This is a genomic window from Bacillus sp. DNRA2 (genome assembly GCF_012843265.1).
Lineage (GTDB): Bacteria > Bacillota > Bacilli > Bacillales > Cytobacillaceae > Bacillus_BU.
Genome location: NZ_JABAIT010000020.1, coordinates 23,492 through 36,313, shown reverse-complemented (window position 1 = coordinate 36,313; position 12,822 = coordinate 23,492). Strand labels below are relative to the sequence as shown.

Genomic DNA, 12,822 nt, shown 5'->3' with positions numbered 1-12,822 from the left:
AAAAATCCAAACGTTTGAATTAATGAGTTCCAGTCGGGAAACCAGAGTTTAAAATCGTCATCACTGCGAACCAACCGAATACGACAAAACTTCCAGCTCCGAAAATTAAGCCAAGAATATTTTTGTTTTTTAATGCCGTGAATGATCCATAAGCAGCAAGCAAGCTAACTAATGCAAAAATTATGACCAATCCCATGAACATAGCCCCCTTTTTCGTTTGTTGGTGAAGAATGATACTATACATAGCATTCTTCAGATGTCCCTCTTCGTATGTAATATCCTAAATATTCACATTCGTTTATATTTTATAGTTTTTTTTTCTGTTTGTCGAGGTCAAAAAATTTTGTTTGCGATAATTGTCACATTACTTATTTTTCCTACCAGTGAAATTAAGAGTAGGTTTCTTTTACTATAACAAATAAATATTGTAGAATAAACATAATTGCTTGATGATTTGGAGGTGTTTAAATGGAATGGAAGCAGATTCCACTTGGACCATTACAAACTAATTGTTACTTATTATTGAATAATGATAATTGTTTGGTTATCGATCCCGGTGAAGAAGGCGATAAATTAATTGGTATTATCGAATCATTGCATGTTAAGCCGCAAGGGATATTGTTAACCCATGCTCATTTTGATCATATTGGTGCTGTCGATGTGATAAGAGATCATTATCAAATTCCAGTTTATGTTCATGAGAAGGAAGCAAAATGGCTTTTAGATCCGGCTTTAAATGGATCACAGTTTTTCAGTGTGGGTCATTTAGTAAGGATCAAGCCAGCTGATGTTTTCCTAACAGAAGAGAAAATTCATACAATTGGAGATTTTAGCTTCCGTGTATATGAAACACCTGGACATTCACCAGGTAGTATTTCAGTCTATTTTGAACAGGATAAATTGGTGTTGGCAGGGGATGCTTTATTTAATGGAAGCATCGGTCGAACCGATTTATCGGGTGGAAATTATCAGGAACTCATCAATAGTATTCATGATAAATTATTAGGATTGCCTGAGGAAACGATTGTATTATCGGGACATGGACCGAATACCACAATTGGAAAAGAAATGGATAGTAATCCGTTTTTGAACGGTTTCTAGTAAAGGTAAAAAAAACCCTTCTCATAGAGAAGGGTTTTTCTGGGGGGATGTTCTATTAATATGGGAGGGGATAAAGTTAAGCTACTATTAACGATAATACAAAGTTAACACTATGTCAACGGTGTTAACTTGATAAATTTTGAGAGAAGTGATAGTTTGAAAGAATTACTTAAGCAAAAATTACTAGCATTACCTAATAGAATGATTTCTTATGCAGAATTTATGGAATTGGTACTTTATCATCCTGAACATGGCTATTACATGAAGGAAGGTCAGAAAATTGGCCGTGACGGTGATTTTTATACCACCAGTAATGTTTCGGATCTTTATGGAAGTATGGTCGCCAAATGGTATAGGGAGATTGCATTACAGTTTGGGATAAAGCCGGAGATTTGTGAAATAGGTGCTGGTACTGGAAGATTTGCGCAAAGCTTTATCAATGAGTGGCAGCGGGATTGTTCAGTTCCACTAAAATATACAATTGTTGAGACAAGTCCCTATCATCGTAAAATTCAACGTGACAAGATCCAATTTAATGAGCAAATAAAACAGATAAGTAGTCTCGATGAATTAGAGCCCTTTGAGGGACTGCTATTTTCAAATGAATTGGTAGACGCCTTACCTGTACATGTGATTGAAAAACAGGCAGGCGCGCTGTTTGAAGTCATGGTGTCAATCGATGGTGATAAGCTTGTTGAGGTAAATGTTCCGCTAAACAATGAATACATTTTAGCTTTTATGAAAGAGCAAGAGCTCGACCTAACAGAGGGACAGCGGATTGAAATACCTGTAGCAATGTGTGAGCTCATTTCATCGCTTTCAGGGGTATTAACAAAGGGTATTGCTCTGATGGTTGATTATGGGTATACAAAGGAAGAATGGTTGGAACCTACACATAAAAATGGGAGTTTAAGAGGGTATTATCAACATCAGATGATTGCAAATGTGTTGCAGAATCCTGGGTTAATGGATATTACCAGTCATGTTCATTTCGATGCGTTCATTGACTATGGGGAGAAAGCAGGCTTTACGTTCATTGAAAAATTACGTCAAGATGAATTTTTCCTGGCAATCGGGATTTTGAAGGAGCTGCAGGATCACTTCGATCCCAATCCGTTTTCGGAACAAAGTAAGCGCAATCGGGCTATCCGCAGCTTGATTATGCCGACAGGACCTAGTCCGTCCTTCCGTGTTGTCTTACAACATAAGGGATTATTGGCCTTTGAAAATGCGTGGGTGGAAGCGAAGCAAAAATAAAAAAGCGATGGAAGCCCATCGCTTTTTTGCGTACTCAATCTTAGTGAGTTACGCCCGGTACCATCATAAAGGTTGACCAGTATGTAAATCCTACAAAGAAAACCGTTAAATATGCACCGAAGACGTAAATGTACATACGTTCGGACAATTTTAAGTAACTTAACAAAATGAAAAATCCAGTCTGACCGAAGAAAATTAAGGACGTTGTAAACATATCACCTAAATAAAACATAACTGCAAAAATACCAGTCCAAAAACCTAATACTCTATACATGCGATCCATCGGTATCCCCCCTTTTACCCCTATTGTCCATCATTACATTATTATAAATCAAATGTCGAAAAAATCAAATAAAATTTAGATTTTTAAAGTTAGAAACCCCATCTTTACTTCGTCTCCGAAAAAGATGGGGTCTCATGGTATAAATGCTATTTTTTTGTATCTTCTGACAGTTTAGGCACTACGACAAACTCTAATTTTTCTCCATATTTAAACTATGGGTATAAGACTAAATGGTTACTAATGCCTGATAGCTACAAGAGTGGCAGCCGGTAATTAAATTTTCTTTTTCAATCAATTCGATGGATGTGAAAAGCGATTCAAACATGCCCTTTAAGAATTGAAAGTGCATACTGCATACGGCTTCTCTATGATCAATCGCTACTTCTTTAAAAGGACAATTAAAGATTTCAAAGTAAATTTTTGTATGATCTTCATTTGCTTCAAAATCAGGATAAAATCCTGCTAAAGTGGCAGCACTTTTAATAATATTCAACTTTTGATCAAAAGTAAGCTCATCGCTAACCTGGTGCTGTGAAGCTACTTCTTGTTCAATCAATTCTGCACCAAATCGTTTTCCTGTAAGATAAAGTGCTTCTTTTCCTGCCTCACCTAAACTCATCATCGTTTGTATCGCAATATTAGCTAATAGCTGGTAGTCGCGATATGGGAAGTTAAGTTGAATAACATCATCACTTAGACGATATAGTCTACTTGGTCGTCCCCCTTTTCCTGTTTTCTTAGTTTCAGATACAAGCATATTTACATCTTCAAGCTTCGATAAGTGAAGTCTTGCTACGTTTGGATGGATGTTGAAGTTGTCCGCAATTTCTTGAACTGTAACTTCTTGATGACGTTTAGTAATGTATTGATAGATATAATAGCGTGTTGGATCTGATAAAACATTAGTAATTTTTAATGTTTGCTCCATCAATGTTCACCTCAGAACTACATAAGTTTATTTTATTATAATACAGCCATTGGAAGTTGGGAATGAGGTTTCCAAGGTTAACACTATATGTTTATAAAAAGTTCACAATAAAATGTCGAAATATTGAACAGGAGAAAGCTGTTATATAAAAGGAGAAGCTTGTAATGAAAGGTTTTTTATCGAAAAATGCAAAAACTGTTATAATTGAATTTCTTAGGAAATAAATGTAGAAATATGGCAGATTTGGAAAATAGGGTGTCTATACACAGTACTTACCAGAGATATATAAGGTGTAAAACAAGCTTTATTTTTATATAGTTCACGAATTGTTCAATATTATTTGTCATTTTATAAAGGATTTGCCCAAGCATTAGCGAAATTTACTGTCATCAAGAAAAAGGTGGTGATAGCAATTTGAACTCGATCGAGCAATTAGCCGAAAGAGTCATAACTAATGCAGTACGAAGCAATGCAACTGATATCCACTTCCTCCCACGAAAAACTGATACACTCATCCAACTAAGAATCGGAAATAAATTGATTCCGACGTTCACGATCCCACGTCAAGATTGTGATCGACTCATTTCTCATTTTAAATTTACAGCATCAATGGATATTGGGGAGCGAAGACGACCTCAAAGCGGTGCCTTTTCCTATGAGGTCAACGGGCAAATCATTGGTCTGAGACTATCGACATTACCTGCAAGCAACTCAGAAAGTCTCGTCATCCGGCTTTTACCACAAGGGCAGCAATTTCCACTACACCAACTTTCGTTATTTCCCACAATGACAAGAAAAGTAATCGATCTCCTTAAGCTTTCTCATGGACTTATCATATTCACCGGGCCAACTGGATCAGGTAAAACTACCATGCTTTATTCACTTCTGAATCAAACCTCCCATATTTTCCATCGAAATGTCATTACATTGGAAGATCCCATTGAAAAAGATTATGATCAAGTCTTACAAGTTCAAGTAAATGAAAAGGCAGGTGTGTCTTACACAACTGGACTGAAAGCGATACTTAGACATGATCCAGATATTATCATGGTTGGGGAAATAAGAGATAAAGAAACGGCACAAATTGCTGTTAGAGCAGCGTTAACAGGACATTTAGTATTAAGTACACTCCACACTCGCAATGCCAAGGGTGCAATTTTCCGCTTACAGGAATTTGGGGTGAATTGGCAGGAAATCGAACAAACTCTCGTTGCGGTAACGGCCCAACGGTTGGTGGAATTGACCTGTCCGTTTTGTATTGATGAATGTTCACCGCATTGCTTTTCGTACGGACGCTTTAAAAGGGCTAATATCATGGAGCTGTTAAGTGGAAGAGCATTACATGCCGTCCTACAGGAAGTAAGCGGTAGGAAGCCATTAGCTCCATATCCTTATCGAACGTTGAAGGATTATATGATTAAAGGAATTGCTTTAGGTTTTATTAAACAATCGGAATTCGAACGCTGGGTGTATCAGGATGAATAAGAAATGGACTACGGAACAACAGGCCTTGTTTTTGCAACGAACTGGTGAACTGCTTTCCCGTGGCTTTACGCTTAGTGAAGCAATTGAAAGCTTAACGTATTATTTTCCTAATCAACATCAAGCGGCGATAGAGTCCTGCATTATGGAGTTAAAGGAGGGATTTCCGCTTTATCAAATCTTAACGAAATTAAGCTTTAATCACTCTTTAGTAGGGTATGTTTATTTTGCTGAGCAGCATGGAGATTTAGCTAGAGCCATACTTGATGGTAGTGACTTCATGCTTAAACGAAATCAAGATATAAAACGAATCTTGAAAATGTTAAATTACCCAGCAGTGCTTTTCTTCATTACGGGGTTATTGTTCTTTTTTGTGGAAAGGGTCTTAATGCCTCGTTTTTCTTCTATTTTTGCATCGATGAATCTTCCGCCCAATATCTTTTCGAAAATTATCTTCCAAATAAGCAATCTTTTACCTACCTTTTCGATAGGCGTATTTTTCCTTCTCTTACTTAGCTTTGCCTATTATTATTTTCACTTTCGCAGGCTTTCGGTGTTTGAAAGAAGATCTAAATTAGTGAAACTACCGTTTATCGGGAGGTTTTTCAAAATTTGGTATACCCAATATTTTGCTGTGCAAATGAGCTATTTATTATCAGGCGGTTTATCGGTTTTGGAAGCATTGGTGTTGTTTGAAGATTTCGAGCAGCAGCCCTTTTATGGAACGATTTGCAAAGATGTGCGACGGGATTTATCGAGAGGAGAACGGCTAGAGGTGATTCTTGAAAAGGTTCAAGTGTTTGAACGTGAGCTTGCACATATTGTGAAGCATGGTTTGGAGAGCGGGAAATTACCCGATGAATTGGCCTTTTACAGCAAACATTGCATTAAGATTTTAGAAGAGAAAACGGAAAAGGCACTGAAAATTATTCAACCATGCTTGTATTTGGGAATTGGATTGATAGTGGTTTCTTTGTATTTAGCCATCATGCTCCCGATGTTTCATATGCTTAAAGGCATTTAATCTATTGTGTTGGAGGAATAACTTATGAAAAATCAAAAAGGTTTTACACTAATCGAAATGATGATAGTTTTGCTTATTATTTCAGTGTTGTTAATCATTACCATCCCCAATATTGCTGATCAAAGTGCAAATATCAATGATAAGGGTTGCAAGGCATATGTAAAAATGGTCGAAGCACAAGTGCAGTCTTACAAAATGGAAAAAAATACTTATCCAGATAGTCTTGAGGTTTTAATTACCGATGGATATGTGAAAGGAGAATCTCCATGTTCAGGTGTGACCATTACAATTGGGGCAAATGGCAAAGTCACTACAACGCCTGAATTGTAATGAAATTGAATGAAAAGGGTTTTACACTTACAGAAACATTACTCGTTTTCTCGGTATTCTTATTGATTTCTTCATTTCCCCTCTTTTTCTTGAACCCACATGCTTCTTGGCCTGAAAAGCAATTGTTCTTTTCACAGATTAAATCGGACTTGTTTTTTGCCCAACAGTATGCCATTTCTCATCAGACCGTAGTAAGGGTCAATATCATGTCGGAAAAAAATTATTATTACTTTCGAGAAAATTATAATGGGGCGATTATTCTCGAGAAGCAATACTCGAAGGAGGTTAAGGTTACTCCTGGAACGATGCCGCTATATTTTGAAATCACAGCTAATGGAAATCTCAATCAATTTGGGGCACTTTTTATCAGAATTGACGGGGAAACGTATCGGATGGTGTTTTTAATTGGAAGAGGGCGATTTTATGTTGTGAAGGAATGATGGTTATTTTTTAGCGGAATTACTGTTGTCCATGTCCACATGGCTCATCATAACATGTGCATTGCTTCCTCAAGTCTTGCTTGTTTGGGATCAATCTTCAAGGCTACAGCAAGACAAGACAGCACTTCACCTCTTATATGATGAATTGGAGCGGGGGATTGATGAGAGTGTAACTACAGGTACACGGACGGTTCAATTGAATGGAACGGCATATGAGGTAAGCTGGAGTGAGGGAACGTCAAAAACCGAGGTGTGTGTAAGGCATGAAGATGAAAATAAAAACGTTTATCAAAAATGCCGCTCTAAGGAATAATCATGGTTTTACACTTGTCGAAATGCTCGTGGCCTTTTCGGTTTTTACCGTAATCATAAGCTTCGTTCCGATGATGCTTTCAACAATTAACCGAGAGAAGCCGATTGAACAGAAATTGCAGCGGCTCGAATGGGAAATTTTTATCAGTCAAATCAAAAAGGAAATCAGAATGAGTCAGTGGGTTACGATAACTCCACAAAGATTGCAGCTCGAAAAAGATGGTGAGATGATTATTTATGAACGTTACGGTACAAATCTCAGGCGGCGAGTTGATAATAAGGGACATGAAATTATTTTGCAGCAGGTCCAGTTTTTTCAGTTTGAAAGGCTGTTGAATGGGATTTTAGTGACGGTGACAGATGTAAATGGCTATGAATACCGAGAGGAAATACGCTTGTTATTGAAGGATGTGGTATCGTAGTGAGATTAAACGAGCAAGGCTTCACTTACCCATTAACTCTATCTATGCTGTTATTAACATCCACTTTTCTGATCATCTATACCGAACAGTATATAAATGAGAAAAAAATCCTTAAAGAAACTGAAACCATTTTAAAGACAGAATATTATTTTCTATACTGTGTAAGGAAGGTAGAATCGAGTTTGCAAAATGGTGAGCAAATGCTATCCAGTGGAGAGTTTTTGTTGCAGGACGGTAGGATGAATTACGCAATAGAGGATTTGGGAAGCACTTTGAAAATCACCTTTAACCTCAAGTTGAATTCAGGTGAGACGCTAATTGGATTTGCTTACTATAACAAAAGTGTAAAAAAGATGATAAAATGGGTGGAAAAGAATTGAACAGGGGATAGAAAAGTGCAAGCTATATATTTAATTGGATTAATGGGAGCAGGGAAAACAACGGTGGGCAAAGATTTGGCCACAGCGCTTGGTGTTTCCGTTATCGATATGGATGCGGAAATCGTATCTCAAGAAGGGAAGAGTATTAATGACATATTTGCCGAGAATGGTGAAGCATATTTTCGTGACTTAGAATCAACATTCATAAAAACACTACCTCTTGAGAATGCAATCATCACGACTGGAGGCGGAATTGTCATGAATGAGGCCAATCGGCAATGGATGAAGGAGCATGGCTTTGTGGTATTTTTAGATGCCAATCCTGCAGAAATTCTTGAAAGGTTACAAAATGATCAGTCGCGCCCTTTGCTAAAGAAGGATAAGGAAACTGCGCTATTTGAGCTTTATAACCAGCGTCTACCACTTTATCTTGATTGCTGTCATATGAAAATTGATACGACTGGGAAAGATATTCCAACCATTGTCAAAGAAATTATTGCTCGTTTCTAACCAATAAAAATTGGACATACTGTTATCGGAAGTAGATAACGGAGGAATGTCCAATGAAAACAAATGATTATGTTAAATATATTACCCAAACCTTTGTGAAATATATCGACCAGCCGAGAGATGTTCGAAAAAAGCATAAGATCGATCGCAAGGTTACAAAGGAACCGTTTTTATATCATTGGTTTGGGGTGATTCCGTACGCCTTATATACAATGTTCAAACGGAAGCATTAGCTTTTTTGGAGACTCGCTTGTTGCTGGTCTCCTTTCTTTATTAGACTCGAGGTAGCTTGTTTTAGTGCGTGATTTTGTTGTGAATGGCTGCATCAGTTAAATAAAAAAAACCACCATTCACAATCGAAATCGTAATCTTTGGCTCGTATTGTTCCTGTAGAGCTTGTTTTTCTGTTTCAAACGCTTCTTTATTTTCAACATCCTCATAAAAATGTTCGAGTAAATCCAAATCCTGCTTCCATCTTTTTCTTGCTTCGTCAGCCCAATTGTGATTATCGGACTCAATCATCTTTTTTATATACTGTTCGATGCGGATTAAACCACTTTTCGGCATCACTAATGGTGAAAGCGTGAAAGAATAGTCTGGAATTTTTGGTGTCAATGAAAGACTTAATAGCAAATCGTGGAACTCGGTCACCATCATACCGTTGATTAGATTGAGACCGATTGATTGGAAGATATCGCGCTTTCGGTCACATTGATAAGAGATTTTCAAATTTAAACCAAGCCAAGGGTATAAGGGTGTATTCTTCCCGATTACATGTGAATGTTTTTCATATAATCGAATGTATCCTGCAAGACTTTTTGTCGATTTAAAGATTTGATGGAGACGAGGTGAGCCAAAATGGATTGTTTCTCCTTTCAAATCTTGTGGCGCATCCTGATTGTTAGTTATCAAGGTTAGTTTCATTGGATTAGGTGTACCACCGGTTTTCTCAAGATAATGCCAATAAAACGGCCGATTCATTAATTCCTTGTCTAGCTCTTTTGTCAGTTGAACGACCATATAGCCCTGGTTATTTTCCAAGATTTCACAATGATTCGAATGAAAATATTGCTCCAAAAAATTATGAATTTCCTGCTGCTGCATGAGCTTCACCCGCTTTCATTTGTTGTGCAAATTGGATCATTGAGGTAAGATTCTCCATTTTTATTCGCATTTCGCCTTCTGAAGCTGAATTTCCAAATATATCAACCATATGTTCATCGAAGTTGCCAAACTCCAATTTTGTTAAAATATCATCCAACTCACCAATCACCTTTTCGAACAGATGAATTTTTTCATAAAGGAGTTTCAAAATATGCTCCTCGACGGTGTCACTCGTTGCAAAATTATAAATCATCACATCTTTTTCTTGACCAAGGCGATGGATCCGTCCAATTCTTTGCTCTAGCCGCATTGGATTCCATGGGAGATCAAAGTTAATGATATGATTGCAAAATTGCAGATTAATTCCTTCACCACCTGCTTCTGTTGCGATTAGCACTTGAGCATTTTTCTGAAACAATTCACGCATCCAATCTTTTTTGCCACGTTTGAAGCCACCGCGAAATGGAACAGATGTAATACTATGCTGCCGTAGAAACCATTGCAGGTACAATTGGGTGGCGCGATATTCGGTGAAAATAATCACCTTGTCGTTGATTGATTGTATTAGTTCAAGGGCTTTATTGGCTTTAGAATTCGTTTGAACAGCATTCACCTTTTCAATCAAACTGTGGATGATTTCCGTAAAATTAGGCGTAGGATCTTCCTGTTTGGCTAACATGTTTTTCAAGGTCAGATAGACTGCCTCCCGACTACTGCAGGCCTCACGCTGTAAAGTCATTAAGGAAAATTGACTAGAGGACAGCCAGTTTCCTTCAGAGCGTAACGAGAGGATGGATTCGTATAAGTCACGTTCCTCTTTTGTAAAATCAATCACCATCGTTTCAACATGCCGTTTCGTCCACTCAATTCCTGTGTCAGCACGACGGTTGCGAATCATGACTTTATTGACCAGTTCCTTTAAATGCTGATCATCATTTAGCGAACGACTATCCCGTTTATATTTTTCATAAAAGTTAGCTTCATTGCCTAAATGACCTGGTTTTAATAGCGATACTAAATTAAAGATTTCTTCAATCCGATTTTGAATCGGGGTTGCTGTGAGGAGCAGACAAAATTTCTTTTTTAAGTTTTGCACGAATTCATAGTTTTTAGTTTTATTATTTTTCAGCTTGTGAGCCTCATCAATAATAATTAAGTCATAATTTTGATTAAAAATAATTTCACGATGTGGACTTCGTTTGGCCGTATCAATCGAAGAGACAATCACATCGTATTGTTCCCAAACGTAGCTTTTTCGTTGGGAAACGGCTGGAATAAAGAACTTTGAGTTAAGTTCCTGAACCCATTGTGTCACCAATGAAGCTGGAACTAGAATTAATACTTTTTTGACTAACCCGCGAATCATATATTCTTTTAAAATTAAACCTGCTTCAATCGTTTTTCCAAGTCCAACTTCATCAGCTAAGATGGCTTTACCGTTCATGTTTTCGACTACCTGCTTGGCAACTTCAAGTTGATGCGGGAGCGGCGTTAATTCTGATAGATGCTTTGGAGCCTGCAGGCCTTCGAATTCAGGAATGATGGTGTGTGCTTCTACTTCAACTGCTAATTTATATAGCTCCCAATTTGCCCATGGACCATCATTTTCCATCCTTTGCAAAAATTCATCCTTCCAGGAGGAATCAAATATGATTTGCACCGACATTGTTTACAGCTCCTTTATTTTTCATCTATGTATTGCTCAACTAAGCCTTGAAATGATAGGATAAAAATATTAATAAAGTTTAAAATTTTTACATATTAATTAATCTAGAAATTGGTTTTTCATGATGTATTTGGGTATTATCCTACCCAAATCCCAAAAAAATATTGGTGCGGATGATGATATGGGGAGAGACTACTAGTGTAGCGCCGAAGGAGCAAGCTAAAAAATAGCGAATCTCTCAGGCAAAAGAACTCATATGGGACGCAGCTCTGGAGAGTGCTTCGCATCATGTTGAAGCCACCAAAGGGGAAAGCCGGTTTTTTTAGGTAAACTTTCAGGTGCCAGGACAGAGACCAACCGTTGGAACAACGGGAGGCCTCTGTCCTTTTTGTTTTTCATGAAAAACCCAGTGTTTACACAAAATAATCAGGTTGCTGAGAACTCTTTATCGAGGAGGAACAAGATGACACATTTAAAACGAACACCTTTATTTGAAGTTTATAAGCAATATGGCGCAAAGACGATAGATTTTGGTGGATGGGAGCTTCCTGTTCAATTTTCCAGCATAAAAGAAGAACATCATGCCGTCAGAACAAAAGCTGGTTTATTTGATGTATCACATATGGGCGAAATAGAAGTAACAGGACCAGAAAGTCTTTCTTTTTTACAAAAAATAATGACAAATGATGTGTCAAAGCTAACGATCAGCGGTGCACAATATACGGCCATGTGTTATGAAAATGGTGGTACAGTGGATGATTTGTTGATTTATATGTTAGCGGAGGAGCATTATTTGCTGGTGGTAAACGCCTCAAATATTGAAAAGGACTTCCAATGGTTAAACGAACATTTGGAAGGTGACGTTCAATTAGTCAATTTATCACAGCAGACAGCCCAGCTAGCTCTGCAGGGTCCTGCAAGTGAACTGGTGTTGCAAAAGCTCTGTCCTAACATAAACTTAGCTGAAATTGCCCCGTTTCGCTTTCAAAAAGATGTTGAGGTAAATGGGATAAAGGCGATCGTGTCAAGAACCGGTTATACCGGAGAAAACGGATTTGAAGTATATTGTGATGCAAACTGTGCCGTCAAGCTCTGGAATGATTTGTTGGTAGCTGGTACAGACGAGGGAGTCATCCCATGCGGTTTGGGGGCAAGAGATACGTTAAGATTTGAAGCCGTGCTTGCTTTATACGGACAGGAATTGTCACCGGATATTTCCCCGTTAGAGGCTGGTATCGGTTTTGCTGTGAAAGTTAATAAAGAGGCTGATTTTATTGGTAAAGCAGTTTTAAAGCGTCAACGTGAAGAAGGTTTAGAACGGAAGCTTGTTGGTGTAGAAATGATTGACCGCGGCATACCAAGACACGGCTACCCAGTTTATAAGGATTCCGAGAATATTGGCTTTATTACGACAGGAACTCAATCTCCTTCTTTAAAAAGAAACATCGGTTTAGCGTTACTAAATGTCGAACATACCACAATAGACGAAGAAGTTGATATTGAAATTCGCGGAAAACGCTTAAAAGCAAAAATAGTGGCAACACCTTTCTATAAAAGCGCATCGAAGTAACGATTTATAAGGA

General features: G+C 37.7%; 17 protein-coding genes and 2 riboswitches. Of the genes, 12 read left to right on the top strand and 5 right to left on the bottom strand.

From position 1 onward, the window contains the following. Nucleotides 1-19 precede the first annotated feature (19 nt). Nucleotides 20-196: a DUF2759 domain-containing protein gene (locus tag HHO41_RS16185; RefSeq protein WP_169100527.1), complete on the bottom strand. Its 177-nt coding sequence runs from the start codon at nt 194-196 to the stop codon at nt 20-22. Between the two features lie 272 nt (nt 197-468). Between HHO41_RS16185 and HHO41_RS16180 the strand changes: the two genes are divergently transcribed. Both HHO41_RS16180 and HHO41_RS16175 read left to right on the top strand, forming a co-directional pair. Continuing rightward, on the top strand, nt 469-1,101 hold the full coding sequence (locus tag HHO41_RS16180) for an MBL fold metallo-hydrolase (RefSeq protein ID WP_169100525.1): 633 nt from the start codon (nt 469-471) through the stop codon (nt 1,099-1,101). A 156-nt stretch (nt 1,102-1,257) separates the two neighbouring features. Beyond that, the gene (locus HHO41_RS16175) at nt 1,258-2,358 is read left to right on the top strand and encodes a class I SAM-dependent methyltransferase (RefSeq protein ID WP_211171193.1); all 1,101 of its coding nucleotides are present in this window, start codon (nt 1,258-1,260) and stop codon (nt 2,356-2,358) included. A gap of 40 nt (nt 2,359-2,398) precedes the next feature. Here HHO41_RS16175 and HHO41_RS16170 read toward each other — a convergent pair whose 3' ends face one another. After that, nucleotides 2,399-2,641 (bottom strand): DUF2626 domain-containing protein, encoded by a 243-nt coding sequence (locus tag HHO41_RS16170; protein ID WP_169100523.1) that lies wholly within the window; start codon nt 2,639-2,641, stop codon nt 2,399-2,401. Between the two features lie 226 nt (nt 2,642-2,867). Beyond that, nucleotides 2,868-3,569, bottom strand: coding sequence for a helix-turn-helix transcriptional regulator (locus HHO41_RS16165; RefSeq protein ID WP_169100521.1), 702 nt, complete (start codon nt 3,567-3,569; stop codon nt 2,868-2,870). Between the two features lie 414 nt (nt 3,570-3,983). Between HHO41_RS16165 and comGA the strand changes: the two genes are divergently transcribed. Genes comGA through HHO41_RS16120 form a run of 9 tightly spaced genes read left to right on the top strand, consistent with a single transcriptional unit; the run spans nt 3,984 to nt 8,702 of the window. After that, on the top strand, nt 3,984-5,054 hold the full coding sequence (gene comGA / locus HHO41_RS16160; protein ID WP_169100519.1) for a competence type IV pilus ATPase ComGA: 1,071 nt from the start codon (nt 3,984-3,986) through the stop codon (nt 5,052-5,054). Continuing rightward, a complete protein-coding gene (gene comGB / locus HHO41_RS16155; RefSeq protein WP_169100517.1) occupies nt 5,047-6,075 on the top strand; it encodes a competence type IV pilus assembly protein ComGB in 1,029 nt (342 codons plus the stop codon). Before comGA ends, comGB begins: the two co-directional genes overlap by 8 nt. 24 nt (nt 6,076-6,099) lie before the next feature. Further along, nucleotides 6,100-6,405, top strand: coding sequence for a competence type IV pilus major pilin ComGC (comGC, locus tag HHO41_RS16150; protein WP_169100515.1), 306 nt, complete (start codon nt 6,100-6,102; stop codon nt 6,403-6,405). After that, entirely contained in the window at nt 6,405-6,845 is a 441-nt protein-coding gene (gene comGD / locus HHO41_RS22665) for a competence type IV pilus minor pilin ComGD (RefSeq protein ID WP_169100513.1), read from the top strand. The genes comGC and comGD overlap by 1 nt, the downstream gene beginning before the upstream one ends. Before the next feature lie 31 nt (nt 6,846-6,876). Continuing rightward, nucleotides 6,877-7,158 carry a hypothetical protein gene (locus tag HHO41_RS16140; RefSeq protein ID WP_169100511.1) on the top strand — a complete coding sequence of 94 codons (282 nt, stop codon included), beginning with the start codon at nt 6,877-6,879 and terminating at the stop codon, nt 7,156-7,158. Beyond that, on the top strand, nt 7,109-7,579 hold the full coding sequence (gene comGF, locus HHO41_RS16135; RefSeq protein WP_248278502.1) for a competence type IV pilus minor pilin ComGF: 471 nt from the start codon (nt 7,109-7,111) through the stop codon (nt 7,577-7,579). Before HHO41_RS16140 ends, comGF begins: the two co-directional genes overlap by 50 nt. Further along, a complete protein-coding gene (comGG, locus tag HHO41_RS16130; RefSeq protein WP_169100509.1) occupies nt 7,579-7,959 on the top strand; it encodes a competence type IV pilus minor pilin ComGG in 381 nt (126 codons plus the stop codon). Before comGF ends, comGG begins: the two co-directional genes overlap by 1 nt. 15 nt (nt 7,960-7,974) lie before the next feature. Next, a complete protein-coding gene (locus HHO41_RS16125) occupies nt 7,975-8,469 on the top strand; it encodes a shikimate kinase (RefSeq protein ID WP_169100507.1) in 495 nt (164 codons plus the stop codon). A gap of 53 nt (nt 8,470-8,522) precedes the next feature. Next, nucleotides 8,523-8,702 (top strand): YqzE family protein, encoded by a 180-nt coding sequence (locus HHO41_RS16120; RefSeq protein WP_169100506.1) that lies wholly within the window; start codon nt 8,523-8,525, stop codon nt 8,700-8,702. A gap of 61 nt (nt 8,703-8,763) precedes the next feature. Here the strand turns inward: HHO41_RS16120 and HHO41_RS16115 are convergent, their stop codons facing one another. Beyond that, entirely contained in the window at nt 8,764-9,573 is an 810-nt protein-coding gene (locus HHO41_RS16115) for a YqhG family protein (RefSeq protein WP_169100504.1), read from the bottom strand. After that, nucleotides 9,551-11,239, bottom strand: coding sequence for a DEAD/DEAH box helicase (locus HHO41_RS16110; RefSeq protein ID WP_169100502.1), 1,689 nt, complete (start codon nt 11,237-11,239; stop codon nt 9,551-9,553). Before HHO41_RS16110 ends, HHO41_RS16115 begins: the two co-directional genes overlap by 23 nt. Before the next feature lie 173 nt (nt 11,240-11,412). Next, nucleotides 11,413-11,503, top strand: a riboswitch (glycine riboswitch). A gap of 3 nt (nt 11,504-11,506) precedes the next feature. Next, nucleotides 11,507-11,591, top strand: a riboswitch (glycine riboswitch). 111 nt (nt 11,592-11,702) lie between these two features. On the opposite strand from HHO41_RS16110, the gene gcvT reads away from it, so the two are divergent. Further along, nucleotides 11,703-12,809: a glycine cleavage system aminomethyltransferase GcvT gene (gene gcvT / locus HHO41_RS16105; RefSeq protein WP_169100500.1), complete on the top strand. Its 1,107-nt coding sequence runs from the start codon at nt 11,703-11,705 to the stop codon at nt 12,807-12,809. The last annotated feature ends 13 nt before the right edge of the window (nt 12,810-12,822 follow it).